Raw genomic sequence first — 15,703 nt, 5'->3', positions numbered from 1 at the left:
GCGGCCATGTCCAATCGCCGCACCTTTGCCATCATTTCCCACCCCGACGCGGGCAAGACCACGCTGACCGAAAAGCTCCTGCTGCAAGGCGGGGCGATCCATCTCGCCGGCGAAGTGAAAGCGCGCGGCGCGGCCCGGCGCGCGCGGTCGGACTGGATGAAGATCGAGCAGCAGCGCGGCATCTCGGTCACTTCGTCGGTGATGACGTTCCAGAAGGACGGCACGGTCTTCAACCTGCTCGACACGCCGGGCCACGAGGACTTTTCCGAAGACACCTATCGCACGCTGACCGCGGTCGATTCGGCGATCATGGTGATCGACGCGGCCAAGGGCATCGAGCCGCAGACGCGCAAGCTGTTCGAGGTTTGCCGCATGCGCTCGGTGCCGATCATCACCTTCGTCAACAAGGTGGACCGCGAAGGCCGCCCGGTGTTCGAGACGCTGGACGAAGTGGCCGATGCCCTCGCGCTCGATGTTGCGCCGATGAGCTGGCCGGTGGGCATGGGCGGCATTTTCGAAGGCGTCTATGACTTCGCCAGCGAGACGATTGCCCGGCCCGAAGGCGACAGCCGCGAGTTCCTGGGCAAGCGCGACCCGGCCGCCGGCGCCATTCCCGACGAATTCCTCGAGGAAATCGAACTGGGCCGCGAAGGCTATCCGCAGTTCGATCTGGCTGCCTATCGCCATGGCGACCTGACGCCGGTCTATTTCGGATCGGCGCTCAAGAACTTTGGCGTGGCCGAACTGATCGCCGCGATCGATCGCTATGCCCCGCCGCCGCGCCCGCAGGCCAGCGACCAGGGCACGATCGACCCGAGCCGCGCCGACGTGACCGGCTTCGTGTTCAAGGTGCAGGCCAACATGGACCCGCAGCACCGCGACCGCATCGCGTTCATGCGCATGGTCTCGGGCACGTTCAAGCGCGGCATGAAGCTGACGCCTTCGGGCCTGGGCAAGCCGATCGCGGTGCATTCGCCGATCCTGTTCTTTGCCCAGGACCGCGAGATTGCCGATAGCGCCGAGGCGGGCGACATCATCGGCATTCCCAACCACGGCACCCTGCGCGTGGGCGATACGCTGTCGGAGCGCAACGACGTGCGCTTTACCGGCCTGCCCAACTTCGCCCCGGAAATCCTGCGCCGCGTGGTGCTGAAAGATCCGACCAAGACCAAGCAGTTGCGCAAGGCGCTGGACGACCTTTCCGAGGAAGGCGTGATCCAGGTGTTCTACCCGGAAATCGGTTCGCAATGGATCGTGGGGGTGGTCGGCCAGCTCCAGCTCGACGTGCTGATCAGCCGGCTGGAAGCGGAATACAAGGTGGAGGCCGTGCTCGAACCTTCGCCGTTCGACACCGCGCGCTGGCTCAAGGGCACCAGTGAGGCGCTGCGCAGCTTTGCCGATTTCAACCTGTCGAACCTCGCCAAGGATCGCGACGGCGATCCGGTGTTCATGGCCCGCTCGGCCTGGGACGTGAGCTATCAGCAGGAACGCAATCCCGAGCTCACGTTCAGCGCCACCAAGGAAAGGTAATTTCGGGCTACCCCATGACATGGTGTGCCACGCTCTTGCCAGCGCAGTGCAGCATGGGCAGGGTGGAGCCATGAATCTGCTCGGACCGACCTCGAACACCTTCATCTCGCAACGCCTGCGCCTCCATTACGTGGATTGGGGCAATGCGGAAAAGCCGCCGTTGCTGCTGATTCACGGCGGGCGCGACCATTGCCGGAGCTGGGACTGGACGGCCGAGGCGCTGCGCGAGGATTGGCACGTGATCGCGCTCGATCATCGCGGCCATGGTGACAGCGAGTGGGCATCGGACGGCAACTATCGCATCATGGACATGGTCTATGACGTGGCGCAACTGATCCACCAGCTTGCGCTGGCACCGGTGACGATCGTGGCCCATTCGATGGGCGCGGCCGTGGCGCTGCGCTATGCCGGGCTGTTTCCCGAAGACGTGCGCAAGCTGGTGGCGATCGAGGGCATCTTCCCCACGCCCGATTGGGAAGCGCGCATGCGCGCCGTGCCCTTTGCCCGCCGCATCCGCGACTATATCGCCGAAAAGCGCAAGGCGGCCGGCCGCCTGCCGCGCCGCTACCCCACGATCGACGCGGCGATCGCCCGCATGAAGGCGCAGAACCCCTATATCAACGATGCCCAGGCCCGCCATCTGACGATCCACGGCATCAACCGCAACGAAGACGGCACGTTCACCTGGAAGTTCGATCCCTACGTGCACATCGAACATCCCTATGACATCGGGCAGGATCGCAAGCACGAGCTGTGGGAGGCGATCACCAGCCCAACGCTGCTGCTCAACGGCGCGGATTCGTGGGCCGGCAACCCGGTGCGCGACGGGCGCATCCAGCATTTCCGCAGTGCCGAGGCGATGGAGTTCGAAAACGCCGGCCATTGGCTGCACCACGACCAGTTCGAACGCTTCGTCGCCACCTTGCGGGATTTCCTCTGAACGCGCGGGCTCTGAACGCGCGGGCGCCGGGCATGCCGGGGGCGGAGTCGCTGGTCTTTGCCAGCTACAACATCCACAAGGGGGTCGGCGCCGACCGTCGCTGCGATCCCGAGCGCATCCTGATGGTGCTGCATGAAGTGGGCGCCGACGTGATCGCCTTGCAGGAAGCAGACCGCCGCTTCGGCACGCGCGACGCCGTGATCCCGCCTGCCCTGCTGGCCCATGGCAGCCCGTGGCGCGCGGTGGCGCCGGGGGTGATCGACCGCGCCCGGCGGCCCGGCAGCCTGGGCTGGCATGGCAATGTCCTGCTGGTGCGCCGCGACCTGGAAGTGACCGCCTGCCACGCCGTGGCGCTGCCCACGCTGGAGCCGCGCGGGGCCGTGGCGGCCGATATCGCCTGGGGCGGGCACAGCCTGCGGGTGATCGGCATGCATCTCGATCTTTCCGGCCTCCGCCGCCGCCAGCAGGTGCGCGTGGCCTGCGCCGCTGCCGGGCAGGGGCCGCGCGTGCTGATGGGCGATTTCAACGAATGGGCGCCGCGCGGCGGTGCCTTCCAGGCTTTCCCGGCCGACCTGAGCGTGCTCGCGCCGGGGCGCAGCTTTCCCGCCCGCCGCCCGCTCGGTCAGCTCGACCGCATCGTGGTGAGCGCGCACTGGGCGGTGGAAGCGACCGGCGTTCACCACAGCGCCCTGGCGCAGCAGGCGTCGGATCACCTGCCGGTTTGGGCGCGGTTGCGGCTGGCGGCGGGTTGAGACCAACGGTCTGGCGTCCCTGCCTCGGATTCTTGCCTAAAAATTGAGCACCATTCCCGCGCTGCACAAGAATCGAGCGCGTGCCAAACGCTCGACAATGGATATGGTTTCCACGAATCGCTGATTCCGTAAGAAAACGGATTTGGCACGCCCTTTGCTTTAACAATTCGTGCCGGTGCGAAGCCGGCTGGTTGAGGCCGTGAAAGGGGGCATGAATGAAATTCATCATCGCCATCATCAAGCCGTTCAAGCTCGACGAAGTGCGTGAAGCGCTGTCGGGCCTGGGCGTTGCTGGGATGACGGTGTCGGAAGTGAAGGGTTTTGGCCGTCAGAAAGGCCAGACCGAGATCTACCGCGGCGCCGAATACTCCACGAACATGCTGCCCAAGGTGAAGCTCGAAATCGCCGCCAGCGATGACCTGGCAGCCCAGATTGTCGAGACCATCCAGCAAACCGCCAGCACCGAGGCGATCGGCGACGGCAAGATCTTCGTGCTCGATCTCGCTTCGGCGGTGCGCATTCGCACCGGCGAAAGCGGCGACATGGCGCTGTGACTTCCGAGAAGAGGGGAAACCATATGATCCGCAAGATGATCAGTGGCATGACGGCAGCCGGGCTTTCGCTCGGCATGGCCTCTGCCGCCTTTGCGCAAGCCGGGCCGATCAAGGCCCCCACGGCCGAACAGATGGCCACCATGGTCAACAAGGGTGACGTCGCCTGGATGCTGGTCTCGGCCGCTCTGGTGCTGATGATGAGCATCCCGGCCCTGGCGCTGTTCTACGGCGGCCTGGTGCGCACCAAGAACATGCTCTCGGTGCTGATGCAGGTGCTGATGATCGTCTCGGTCGCGGCGCTGTGCTGGGTCTCGTGGGGCTATTCGATGGCCTTCACCGGCGGCTCGCCCTATGTCGGTGGCCTTTCCAAGATGTTCCTTGCGGGCGTTTCCACCTCGACTTACGCGGCGACGTTCTCGAACAACGTCTACCTGCCCGAATATGTCTACGTCATCTTCCAGATGACCTTCGCCTGCATCACGCCGGCGCTGATCGTGGGCGCCTTTGCCGAGCGCGTGAAGTTCACCCCGCTGATGATCTTCACCGTGCTGTGGCTCACGCTCGTCTATTTCCCGATGGCCCACATGGTGTGGTACTTCGCCGGTCCCGACTTCCTGTCGGACAACACCTCCGACGCCGGCCTGATCTATGGCTGGGGCGGCCTGGACTTTGCTGGCGGCACCGTGGTGCACATCAACGCGGGTATCGCCGGCCTCGTCGGCTGCCTCGTGATCGGCAAGCGCCTGGGCTTTGGCAAGGAAGCCACCCCGCCGCACTCGCTGACCATGACCATGATCGGCGCCTCGCTGCTGTGGGTGGGCTGGTTCGGCTTCAACGCCGGCTCGGGCCTGGAATCGAACGCCGCGACCGCTCTCGCCTTCATCAACACGTTCGTCGCCACTGCTGCTGCCGCCGTGTCGTGGTCGGTCGTGGAGCAGATCAAGCACGGCAAGCCCTCGATGCTGGGCGCTGCCTCGGGTGCCGTCGCCGGCCTCGTCGCGATCACCCCGGCCGCTGGCTATGCCGGCCCGATGGGCGCGATCATCCTCGGCCTGGTCGTCTCGCCGATCTGCTTCTTCTTCGTCACCACCGTCAAGAATGCCCTCAAGTATGACGACACGCTCGACGTGTTCGGCGTGCACTGCATCGGCGGGATCGTCGGCGCCATCGGCACTGCCATCGTCGCCGACCCCTCGCTGGGTGGCCAGGGCTGGATCGACTACACCGTGTTCCCCGCGAAGGCCGGCACCTATGACATGGTCGCCCAGATCATCACCCAGGTGAAGGCCGTGGTCCTCACCCTGGTGCTCTCGGGTGGTGTCTCGGCGATCCTGTTCATCGCTCTCGACAAGACCATCGGCCTGCGTCCGACCGAAGAAGCCGAGCGCGAAGGCCTCGACATCACCGAACACGGCGAACGCGCCTACAACATGTAAGTTTTCACCAGCTTGGCGGGGTGGGGGGCCTGATCCTCTCCCTCTCTCCCCCTCCTCCGCCAAACCATGTTCCTCCTGCGAACGACCTGGGCCGGAAGCCACGCGCTTCCGGCCTTCTTTTTGGTTCGGGCTGCCTGATGCGGGGGCGGCGGCTTTGCAAAGTTAACGTTCGCGAAATTGTCCCACCGTAGAACACCATAGGTAAAACCTCCCCCAGGGCGGAGATTCGAATGGTGATCCGGCGCATGGCCTGGGGCAGGCCAGGCAACAGTGGCAGCAATGAAACCAGGGGCCTGGCCAGTGAGGGCCTGTCCGGCCTCGTGCCCGATCATGCCGCCGCGCTGTGCCATGCCTATGAGTCGCTGGGCCTGGGCGCGTTCTGGTCGAGCGATGCCGAAGGCCGGCTGACCTACCTTTCCCCCGCTGCGCGCGCGCTGCTGGCCACCGATGGCGATCCGGTCGGGCGCACGCTGCTCGATCTGTTCCACAACGAGGATGGCGCCAGCGAGGCCGGCAGCGAACGGTCGCTGCGCTTCGTGCTGGCCCGGCGCACCCGGTTCGAGCGGCTGATCGTGCGCAGCGGCGCCGCGGCGCGGCCACGCTGGTGGTCGCTGTCGGGCGAGGCGGTGCATCATCGCGGCCAGTTCGCGGGGTTCCACGGCCATTGCGCCGATATCAGCGACCAGCGCCGCGATGCCGAGGAAACCTCGCGCTTGGCGCTGCACGATCCGCTGACCGGCCTCGCGAACCGGCGCCACATGCACCAGACCCTGGCGCGTACGCTGGCCGCGCTGGCCCCCGCCAGGCGGGCCTGCGCCACGATGTTGATCGATCTCGACCGCTTCAAGCAGGTCAACGACACGCTGGGCCACGCGGCGGGTGATGCCCTGCTCAAGCAGGTGGCAGACCGCCTGGTGCGCCTGGTCGGCGATGCCAGCCGGGTGTGTCGCCTGGGCGGCGACGAGTTCCAGATCATCCTGCCCGAAGTGGAGGATCGCGGCCGCCTGGGCGAATTGGCCGAGGCGCTGATCGAGGATCTCTCGCAGCCCTATTTCATCGATGGCAGCCGCTGCCTGATCGGCGCCTCGATCGGCGTGGCGATTGCCCCGTTCGACGGCGGGGCGGCCGACGATCTGGTGCGCAGTGCCGATCTGGCGCTCTATGCCGCCAAGGGCAGCGGGCGCGGGCGCTTCCGCTTCTTTTCCAGCGATCTGCTCAAGGCCGCCGAAGAGCGCAAGGCGCTGGAGGAAGACCTCCACGATGCCCTGGCCCAGGGGCAGTTCGCCGTGCATTACCAGCCGATCGTCAAGGCGCAGACCAACCAGGTGATCGGGGTGGAGGCGCTGCTACGCTGGAATCATCCCGAGCATGGGGCGATTTCCCCGGCGCGGTTCATTCCGATTGCCGAGGAATCGAACCTGATCCGCAGCATTGGCGAATGGGTGTTGCGCAAGGCCTGTTCCGACGCGGCCGGCTGGGGCGTGCCGCTGCGCGTGGCGGTCAATGTCTCGCCGGTGCAGTTTGCCGACCAGGCCTTTCCCATGCTCGTCGCGTCTGCCCTGGCGCAGTCCGGGCTCGATCCCGCGCGGCTGGAGCTGGAAATCACCGAAGGGGTGTTCCTTGAGGAGGGCGGGCTGACCGATGCGCGGTTCAAGGCGCTCAAGAACCTGGGCGTGCGCCTGGCGCTCGATGACTTCGGCACCGGTTATTCCTCGCTCGGCTATCTCAAGAGCGCGCCGTTCGACAAGATCAAGATCGACCAGTCCTTCGTGCAGGGTGCCACCCAGCCCGCCAGCCGCAACCGCGCGATCATCACCGCGATTGTCGCCCTGGCCCAGGCGTTGGACATGGAAACCACCGCCGAGGGCGTGGAAAGCTTCGACCAGTTCGACCTGATGAAAGCGCTGTGCGTCAGCCACGTCCAGGGCTTCATCTATAGCGAGCCATTGGCCAACGAGGCCTTCGTGGCCGCGCTTGGCGGTGGGGACTGGATCATCGAGCCTTCCGGCCCCGCCCGCCAGCGCCACCAGCGCCAGGCGATGTTCCGGCGCGTGGGCGTGGTGCACGAGGATCACTATTACCCCGTGGTGCTGCGCAACTTGTCGAAATCGGGGGCCTTGATCGAGGGGCTGATCGAAGTGCCGCTGGATACGCCGTTCGTGCTCGACCTGGGCGACGGGCAGCTCGTGGTGGCGCGCGTGCGCCGCAGCCAGGGGCACCAGCAGGGGCTGGAGTTTGAACAGGAGCTGGTCAGCGACGGCAATGGCGGCCTGTGCACGCGCTACCGCGTCTCACCCTACCAGCTTTCCGCCGCCGGGCTGACGCTGGGCGCCGGGCCGAATGGGCCGATGCAGATCAACCGTGGTCCCAACGCCAAAGTGACGATGCCGGCCTTTGCCATGGCCACCGACTGGAACGGCGCCGCGCTGGGCTGGACCGAAGCGGCCTGATCCGGCGCTTTTGCGACCATCGGGCAACAAAAAAGGCCGGGGACTTGCCCCGGCCTCTTTTTTGGCATCGCTGTGCCGCAGCCAATCAGGCGGCGGTGGCGACGGCCTTGACCAGCTCACGCTTCACCTTGAGGGCGCGCGTGCTGAGCTTGGCGTTGTCCTGCTTGAGCAGCCAGTTGTCGAGACCACCGTTGTGCTCCACCGAGCGCAGGCCGTGGGTCGAGACGCGGAACTTGAAGCTGCGATCCAGCTTTTCCGACATCAGGGTGACGTTCTGGAGATTGGGGAGGAACACGCGCTTGGTCTTGTTGTTGGCGTGGCTCACGTTGTGACCGATCTGGCGGCCCTTACCGGTCAGTTCGCAAATGCGCGACATGGCTAAAACTCGCTTCGTGTTCTGGTGATCTATCTGGAAGGTGGCGCCATTATCGAATCCACAGGCGAAGTCAAGGATTCGCTGCCTCGAATGGCTTGTCGCACGCCGATTTCGTGATACGGCCTGCGCAAATGACCCGCTGGCCCCTGCCCGAACCGATGAAACTGGCGCTGGAACAGGCCCATGCCGCCGCACGTGCGGGCGAAGTGCCGATCGGCGCGGTGATCGTCAAGGGGGGACAGGTGATTGCCGCCGCGCACAATCGCCCGCGCGCGCTGCACGATCCCACGGCCCATGCCGAAATGCTGGTGATTCGCGCCGCCGCCGCTGCCCTGGGGCAGGAGCGGCTGGACGATTGCGACCTGTGGGTGACGCTGGAGCCCTGCCCGATGTGCGCCGGGGCGATCGCCCACGCGCGCCTCGCCCGCGTCTATTACGCCGCGCCAGACCCCAAGGGCGGCGCCGTGGAGCACGGGGCGCGCCTGTTCGAGCAGCCGACCTGCCTGCACCTCCCAGAGGTCTATGCCGGCCTGGGCGAGGCCGAGAGCGCCGAACTGTTGCGCGACTTTTTTCGCGCGCGGCGGAGGTAGCGACTGCGAGGTTGGCGGAGGGCCCCGGATCAAGTCCGGGGCGACGAATTCTGGTACAACCGCTCGTGCCATTCCCCGTCGCCCCGGGCTTGACCCGGGGCCCTCCGCAACGCCGATGCCATGTAACGCCGATCCCACGCCGCAACAGAAAAGGGCCGCCCGGTTTCCCGAGCGGCCCTTCCTGTTCGTGCAAGCCGGTTGGCGTGGACTTAGAAGTCCATGCCGCCCATGCCGCCCATGCCGCCGGGCATGCCGGCCGGGGCGGGCTTGTCTTCCGGCTTTTCGCTGATCGCCGCTTCGGTGGTGATCAGCAGGCCGGCGACCGAGGCCGCGTCCTGAAGGGCGGTGCGCACGACCTTGGTCGGGTCGATCACGCCGGCAGCCTTGAGGTTTTCATAGGTGTCGGTCGCGGCGTTGAAGCCGATGCCTTCGTCGCTCTGGTCGAGCAGCTTGCCCGCCACGACGGCGCCATCGCTGCCGGCGTTTTCGGCGATCTGCTTGACCGGCGCGGTGATCGCGCGGCGCACGATGTCGATGCCGCGGGTCTGGTCTTCGTTGGCACCGGTGAGGCCTTCGAGCGCGCGGGTGGCATAGAGCAGAGCCGTGCCGCCGCCGGTCACGATGCCTTCTTCCACCGCAGCGCGGGTGGCGTGGAGGGCGTCGTCAACGCGGTCCTTGCGTTCCTTCACTTCGACTTCGGTGGCACCGCCAACCTTGATCACGGCCACGCCGCCAGCCAGCTTGGCCAGGCGTTCCTGAAGCTTTTCGCGGTCGTAGTCCGAAGTGGTGACTTCGATCTGCGCACGGATCTGCTCGACGCGGGCCTTGATGTCTTCGGCCGAACCGGCACCGTCGACGATCGTGGTGTTGTCCTTGTCGATGGTGACCTTCTTGGCCTGGCCCAGCATGCCCAGCGTGACGCTTTCGAGCTTGATGCCCAGGTCTTCCGAGATCATTTCGCCGGCGGTCAGCGTGGCGATGTCGCCCAGCATGGCCTTGCGACGGTCACCGAAGCCCGGCGCCTTGACAGCGGCGATCTTGAGGCCACCGCGCAGCTTGTTGACCACCAGGGTGGCCAGCGCTTCGCCTTCGATGTCTTCGGCGATGATCAGCAGCGGACGGCCCGACTGCACCACCGCTTCCAGGATCGGCAGCAGCGACTGGAGCGACGAGAGCTTCTTCTCGTGGATCAGGATGTAGGGGTTTTCGAGTTCCACCACCATCTTTTCGGGATTGGTGATGAAGTAGGGCGAGAGGTAGCCGCGGTCGAACTGCATGCCTTCGACGACATCGAGTTCGAATTCGAGGCCCTTGGCCTCTTCCACGGTGATCACGCCTTCCTTGCCGACCTTTTCCATGGCTTCGGCGATCTTTTCGCCGACTTCCACGTCACCGTTGGCCGAGATGATGCCGACCTGGGCGATTTCCGACGAACCGGCAACCGGGGTCGAGCGCGACTTGAGGTTTTCGACGACCTTGGTCACGGCGATGTCGATGCCGCGCTTGAGGTCCATCGGGTTGATGCCGGCGGCAACCGACTTCATGCCTTCGCGCACGATGGCCTGGGCCAGCACGGTGGCGGTGGTGGTGCCGTCACCGGCCTTGTCGTTGGCCTTCGATGCCACTTCGCGCAGCATCTGGGCGCCCATGTTCTCGAACTTGTCCTTGAGTTCGATTTCCTTGGCGACCGAAACACCGTCCTTGGTGATGCGGGGGGCGCCGAAGCTCTTGTCGATCACGACGTTGCGGCCCTTGGGGCCGAGCGTGACCTTCACTGCGTCGGCGAGGATGTCCACGCCCTTGAGGATGCGTTCGCGCGCGTCACGCGAAAAGCGTACGTCCTTGGCAGCCATGTTCTATTCCTTTGAATTCGGGTTGAAAAGGCAAGGAAATCCGGGTGATCAGCCGATCACGCCAAGGATGTCCGATTCCTTCATGATGAGCAGGTCTTCGCCCGACACCTTCACTTCGGTGCCCGACCACTTGCCGAACAGCACGCGATCGCCCACCTTCACGTCGAGCGGGGTGATCGTGCCGTTTTCGGCGCGGGCGCCAGTGCCAACGGCGACGATTTCGCCTTCAGCGGGCTTTTCCTTGGCGCTGTCGGGGATGATGATCCCGCCGGCGGTCTTTTCCTCGGCTTCGACGCGGCGCACCAGCACGCGGTCGTGCAGCGGACGGAAAGTCATGGGTTGCTCCCTCTTCCAATCAGAATTGGCTTACGAAATCTGCGCTGGCACTCTCATGCAGAGAGTGCCAGCGGGGCGCATATGGGTGGAGCCGCCCGCCAGCGTCAAGAGGGCACCTGGAGATTCTTTGTTTCGTTTTGGCGTGTCGTGCGTTGCCGTGCACCAGAATCGCCACGGGGCGAATGCTGCCGGTTGATAGTCGCCAGTTGATCAGGGCAGCAGGCCCAGCCGGTCGCGGCGGTGCCAGCGCCAGATCAGCATGGCCGCCACGCAGACCAGCCCGGCCATCAGCCCCAGCCACACGCCCATGCCGCCCAGCGGGGTGAACAGCCCCAGCCCGATCGCGGTGAGCAGGCCGGGCACCCAATAACCGAACATCGCGATGGTCATCGGCACGCGCGTGTCCTGCAACCCGCGCAGCACGGCGCCACAGGTGGCCTGCGCCCCGTCGAACAACTGGAACGCGGCCGCCACCACCAGGAATTGCAGGGCATAGCCCACCAGCACCGCATTGGCCGGATCGGCCACGTCGATGTAAAGGCCCAGGATCAGGCGCGGGATCGCCAGCATCACCGCCGCCATCGTGCCCATGAAGCCCACGCTCATGGCCAGCGCCGTCCAGCCGGCGCGGGCAATGCCGGCATGGTCGCGCGCGCCATAGGCGAGGCCGACGCGGATCGTTGCCGCCTGGCCCAGGCCGAACGGCACCTGGAACGTCATGCCGGCCAGTTGCATCGCCACGGTGTGCGCGGCCAGTTGCACTTCGCCGATCCGCCCGATCAGCAGCGCCGCGCCGTTGAACAGCCCGGCTTCGGCCACGATGGTGGCGCAGATCGGCAGGCCGATCTTCCACACGTCGGCAAAGCGGCGCCATTCCGCGCGCCACCAGCGGCCGAGCAGGCGATAGCGGTGCAGCCGCCGATCGAGGCGCAGCACCAGGGCATAGGCGAGCAGCATCGCCGTGCTGGTCACCACGCTGGACCAGGCCGAGCCCATCAGGCCCAGCGCCGGCATGCCGAAGTGGCCATAGACGAAGACCCAGTTGCCGGTGGCATTGACCGCCACGGCCAGCGCCGTGATCGCGGTGCCGATGCCGGGCCGCCCCAGGGTGGAAACCACCGTGCGCAGCAGCGAGGCGAGCACGGCCGGCACGCAGGCCAGCGACAGCACCGCCAGGAACGGCACCGCGCGCACCACCACCGCTTCGCTCTGCCCGGTGGCGCGCAGCAGCGGCCCGCCGAGCTGGCACAGCGCCATGGCCACCAGCGCGGCGATCACGCCCACCCAGCCGCCCATGCGCACCGTGCGGCGCACTTCGCGCACGGCATGGCGGCGGCGGCCGAGTTCGGCGGCGATCAGCGGAGAGGTGGCACCGACCAGGCCGGTCAGGCTCCAGATCAGCAGGCCGAAGATCGACACCGCGAGCGAGGAGGCGGCCAGCGCCTCCGCCCCCAGCCGTGCCACGAACAGCACGTCCACCGCGAAGACCGCCATCTGCAACAGGTTCGCCCCCACCAGGGGCGCTGCCAAGCGCAGCATCTCGCGCCATTCGGCGCTGGCATGCGGCCCGGCGAGATCGGGCGAGGTGGGCAGAGTGGTGGCGACGGTCATCCACCGCCCATAGGGATTGGGCGGCGCCGGGGAAAGGAAAACTCAGTGCGCCGTTTCGGGCGCGCGGAACGGGTGGCTGAGCGCGTGATAGAGCTTTTCCGGGCAGATCGCGGCGCTCACCTGGTCGGCCACCAGCGCGGCGGCGAACAGCGGCAGGATCATCGCGCGGTCGGCGGTCATTTCCATCACGATGATCACCGCAGTCAACGGCGCGCGCGTGACTCCGGCGAAATAGGCGATCATCCCCAGCATGGCGACGGCGCCGGAATAATCGGGCGGAAACAGCGTGCCGACAAGCTGGCCAAGCCCCGCGCCGACCGACAGCGAGGGGGCAAAGATGCCGCCCGGCGCGCCGCTCAGGGCCGTGGCGAGCGAGGTGACGAACTTGGCCGGGCCGAACCACAGCGAGGTATCCGCGCCCGACAGCAACCCACGCGTGGTGCCATAACCGGTGCCCCAGGCCAGGCCTCCGGGCGCCAGCCCCTGCGTGGCCACGCCAACCACGGCCACGATCAGGCCCAGCCCGGCGGCGAGCGCCACGGGGCGGGCGCGCAGGGCGCCGATCCAGCCGTGGTCGATATGGCCGAAACCACTGAGCGCGCGGGCAAACGCGCCACCGGCCAGGCCGCCTGCCACCCCGCAGCCGAGCGCCGCGACCATGGCCGGCACGATCGGCACGTGCTGGCTCATCGCGCCGAAATAGATGTAGTCCCCCGACAGGCCCAGGCTGACCAGGCCGGCGGTCATCACCGCCAGCATGACCAGCAGCGCGAGGCGCTGTTCAAAGGCCGAAGCTAGTTCCTCGATCGCGAAGGCCACCCCGGCCAGCGGCGTGTTGAACGCCGCCGCCACGCCCGCCGCGCCGCCCGCAATGATCACGCCCGCGCCCACCGGCACGCGCAGCGCCTTGTGCACCGCCACCATGATCGCCGCGCTCAACTGCACGGTCGGCCCTTCGCGCCCGACCGAAGCCCCGCCCAGCAGCATGGCGAGCGTTCCGGCCACTTTGGCCAGCGCCGTGCGCATCGACAGCAGCGGCGCCATCACAGGGTGATCGGGCGCCTCGGCCGCGGCCATGACTTGCGGAATCCCCGATCCGCGCGCGGCGGGCCAATGCTGGCGCGTGGCCCAGGTCACCACCACGAAGATCGCCGGCGTCAGCGCGATCGGCGCGAGCGGATAGGCCGTGACGATCCGGCTGAACAGCCCCTGCGCCGCCTCGCCCGCCTGGGCAAACAGGATGGCCGCAATCCCCAGCGCCAGCGCCCCGCCCAGGGCGGCGATGCGCGGTTGCAGGTTCCTGGCGGCGGCCAGCGGCTTGCGAAGGGGGCGGGAAGGCATGGTCACGCCCTAGCGCGCCCGAACCTGAATTTCGCCTGAAAAATGGGGGTGGGGATTTGGGTGGGGCGGAACGGCGACGGATGTTTGGATTTTGCCGTCGTTCCTGAACCGCCTACTATTGTGTCGGTTTTAGATGTGAAGCAACGGGTTGCGTCTTTATGCATTGCATAGGCGTGACTACGCAGCGTTGATATGTAACAGTGAGGCGTAGTGGACTGGAAGGGGGATGGAGTGAGACTTGAATCGATCAGGATAGAGAAGTTCAAGCGAATTGACGCGATTGATCTGCCACTGGCGGACCTCAACATTCTCGTAGGGTCTAATGGCAGTGGAAAATCGTCCATCCTTCAAGCGTTACATTTGGCGTCATGCTTGATGCGCCAAGCTGACCGAATCCGAGTTGCGTCGACAGCGATGGTCCGCGTGGCGGACCTCGATTATCTGCCTTCAGATGAGTATTGGCGGCTGGGTCATGGCGCACCTTGGGGCAATCGGTCCGACAGTCCATCGTCAAAGGTACATTTCGTTTTTCGGGACGATGACGGAACGGAAACCAGAGCCCATCTCGAAATGCGATCTGCTCGTAACGCGGGTATCTCTGTGCAAGGTGAACTGCCCGAGGTGGTCAGGCACCAGTTTCGTGGTGTTGAGACCTTCTTCAGCGGGTTTATTCCGGGAATATCGGGTATTCCAAACGTCGAGCAAAAGAACTCGAAGCGAGTGGTGCTTAAGGCATGCTCTTTCGGGGACTCGAATGTGTATCTTAGAAATGCACTTAATCTTCTTTCCACAGAAGACCTGACTCAGATCGAAGTTTGTCTTGAGCCACTCCTTGGTCCGATAGGACTAAAAGTAAAATTCGATGAGGCAGCTGATTTTGATATTCACGCAGAGGCAGAAATTGCGGGAATGTCTACGCCACTTGAGTTGCTGGGAACGGGATATCTACAGCTAATTCAGATATTTTGCTATATATTGCTCTTTAAGCCAAAAATTCTTCTCGTCGACGAACCTGACATCCACCTGCACCCGAGTGTGCAGGAAATGTTGGCCTCTCGCCTGCTTGAGATCGCCCGCGCACAAGGAATTAAAATCGTTATGACAACCCATTCACCCTTCATCGTGAGGGGGGCTCCGGCGGACACGAACGTCGTATGGTTGGCGGATGGGCAAAAGAAGACGGATGACCGATCAGTGGTTGAACTGGCGCTTGGCTGGGGCGCTTTTGGTAAGAAGGTTATCGTCGTAAGTGAAGATGCCAAAAATGATTATCTAAAGAAGTTAATTGGTCAATGGCCTGAAATAGAACGTGCAGTCACGGTTTTGCCGGGACGCGGATACAAGCACCTTCTCACGAAATCTGAGGCTACTGAGCTTCGTACATCACTTGGTGATAAATTTAAGGTTCTCGTTCATCGAGATAGAGATTCTCTAAGTGATGCAGAAGTTGTAACTCTGAAGGACGATTATTCGAGTGAAGGTATCCGTCTTTGGGTGACCGACCAATCTGATCTAGAAGCAGAATTTTGTGACCCAAGTTTCTTGTCTTCTTTAACCGGAGAGCCGTTAGGCACTTGCGAAGCATGGATCGCAGAGGTGCTCGCTCAAAATCAAGCGCCGATAAACGAGCAATTTGTTTCGCAGAGAGCTGCCCATAACAGTGAACTTCACAAAGCGGGTGGCGGTCCTACTAATGATGATGTTTGGGCCTCGTTCCAAACGCGACCTCTCAAAGGAGCAAAAGGCAAAACCGTCTTTAAGCAACTTAAGAACAAGGTTCCAGGTGGGAAATTTTCTGATACGTCGGTTCTTGGCCACACCGGGTTTCCCGAGCGCGCGACAAGCCTCAAATTAAATCTTCAAGATCTTCTCGCTTAGAGTACGCTCTATCGCTGCTCAATGAAGCAATCCATAGGTCAACAGCTCGACCCGTC

13 protein-coding genes are annotated in these 15,703 nt (G+C 64.7%); 8 read left to right on the top strand and 5 right to left on the bottom strand.

Features of this window, described 5'->3' with window-relative positions:
• The first annotated feature begins 6 nt into the window (after positions 1–6).
• The 6 genes from IE191_RS02250 to IE191_RS02225 all read left to right on the top strand — a co-directional run bounded on the left by IE191_RS02250 (position 7) and on the right by IE191_RS02225 (position 7,662).
• Positions 7–1,530, top strand: coding sequence for a peptide chain release factor 3 (locus IE191_RS02250; RefSeq protein ID WP_191322740.1), 1,524 nt, complete (start codon positions 7–9; stop codon positions 1,528–1,530).
• Positions 1,531–1,600: 70 nt separating this feature from the next.
• Positions 1,601–2,470, top strand: a complete 870-nt coding sequence (locus IE191_RS02245; protein ID WP_191322739.1) for an alpha/beta fold hydrolase — start codon at positions 1,601–1,603, stop codon at positions 2,468–2,470.
• Between the two features lie 32 nt (positions 2,471–2,502).
• Positions 2,503–3,222 carry an endonuclease/exonuclease/phosphatase family protein gene (locus tag IE191_RS02240; protein WP_191322738.1) on the top strand — a complete coding sequence of 240 codons (720 nt, stop codon included), beginning with the start codon at positions 2,503–2,505 and terminating at the stop codon, positions 3,220–3,222.
• Positions 3,223–3,437: 215 nt separating this feature from the next.
• Complete coding sequence (locus IE191_RS02235; RefSeq protein WP_022674711.1) at positions 3,438–3,776, top strand: P-II family nitrogen regulator; 339 nt, start codon at positions 3,438–3,440, stop codon at positions 3,774–3,776.
• A gap of 23 nt (positions 3,777–3,799) precedes the next feature.
• Positions 3,800–5,212, top strand: coding sequence for an ammonium transporter (locus tag IE191_RS02230; protein WP_191322737.1), 1,413 nt, complete (start codon positions 3,800–3,802; stop codon positions 5,210–5,212).
• Between the two features lie 230 nt (positions 5,213–5,442).
• A complete protein-coding gene (locus IE191_RS02225; protein ID WP_191322736.1) occupies positions 5,443–7,662 on the top strand; it encodes a putative bifunctional diguanylate cyclase/phosphodiesterase in 2,220 nt (739 codons plus the stop codon).
• An 85-nt stretch (positions 7,663–7,747) separates the two neighbouring features.
• On the opposite strand, the gene rpmB is transcribed toward IE191_RS02225, so the two are convergent.
• Positions 7,748–8,038 carry a 50S ribosomal protein L28 gene (gene rpmB / locus IE191_RS02220; protein ID WP_191322735.1) on the bottom strand — a complete coding sequence of 97 codons (291 nt, stop codon included), beginning with the start codon at positions 8,036–8,038 and terminating at the stop codon, positions 7,748–7,750.
• A gap of 131 nt (positions 8,039–8,169) precedes the next feature.
• Between rpmB and IE191_RS02215 the strand changes: the two genes are divergently transcribed.
• Positions 8,170–8,628 (top strand): nucleoside deaminase, encoded by a 459-nt coding sequence (locus tag IE191_RS02215; RefSeq protein WP_191322734.1) that lies wholly within the window; start codon positions 8,170–8,172, stop codon positions 8,626–8,628.
• A 209-nt stretch (positions 8,629–8,837) separates the two neighbouring features.
• Here the strand turns inward: IE191_RS02215 and groL are convergent, their stop codons facing one another.
• The 4 genes from groL to IE191_RS02195 form a co-directional block, all read right to left on the bottom strand.
• A complete protein-coding gene (groL, locus tag IE191_RS02210; RefSeq protein ID WP_191322733.1) occupies positions 8,838–10,481 on the bottom strand; it encodes a chaperonin GroEL in 1,644 nt (547 codons plus the stop codon).
• A gap of 48 nt (positions 10,482–10,529) precedes the next feature.
• Positions 10,530–10,817, bottom strand: a complete 288-nt coding sequence (gene groES, locus IE191_RS02205; protein WP_110763794.1) for a co-chaperone GroES — start codon at positions 10,815–10,817, stop codon at positions 10,530–10,532.
• Between the two features lie 210 nt (positions 10,818–11,027).
• A complete protein-coding gene (locus IE191_RS02200; protein WP_373299215.1) occupies positions 11,028–12,428 on the bottom strand; it encodes an MATE family efflux transporter in 1,401 nt (466 codons plus the stop codon).
• Positions 12,429–12,470: 42 nt separating this feature from the next.
• Positions 12,471–13,769 (bottom strand): chloride channel protein, encoded by a 1,299-nt coding sequence (locus IE191_RS02195; RefSeq protein ID WP_191322732.1) that lies wholly within the window; start codon positions 13,767–13,769, stop codon positions 12,471–12,473.
• Between the two features lie 231 nt (positions 13,770–14,000).
• On the opposite strand from IE191_RS02195, the gene IE191_RS02190 reads away from it, so the two are divergent.
• Positions 14,001–15,647, top strand: a complete 1,647-nt coding sequence (locus IE191_RS02190) for an ATP-dependent nuclease (protein ID WP_191322731.1) — start codon at positions 14,001–14,003, stop codon at positions 15,645–15,647.
• The last annotated feature ends 56 nt before the right edge of the window (positions 15,648–15,703 follow it).

The organism is Novosphingobium pokkalii (assembly GCF_014652855.1).
Taxonomy (GTDB): Bacteria; Pseudomonadota; Alphaproteobacteria; order Sphingomonadales; family Sphingomonadaceae; genus Novosphingobium; species Novosphingobium pokkalii.
The sequence above is the reverse complement of the archived record's forward strand: the minus strand, read 5'-3'. Positions and strand labels throughout refer to the sequence as shown.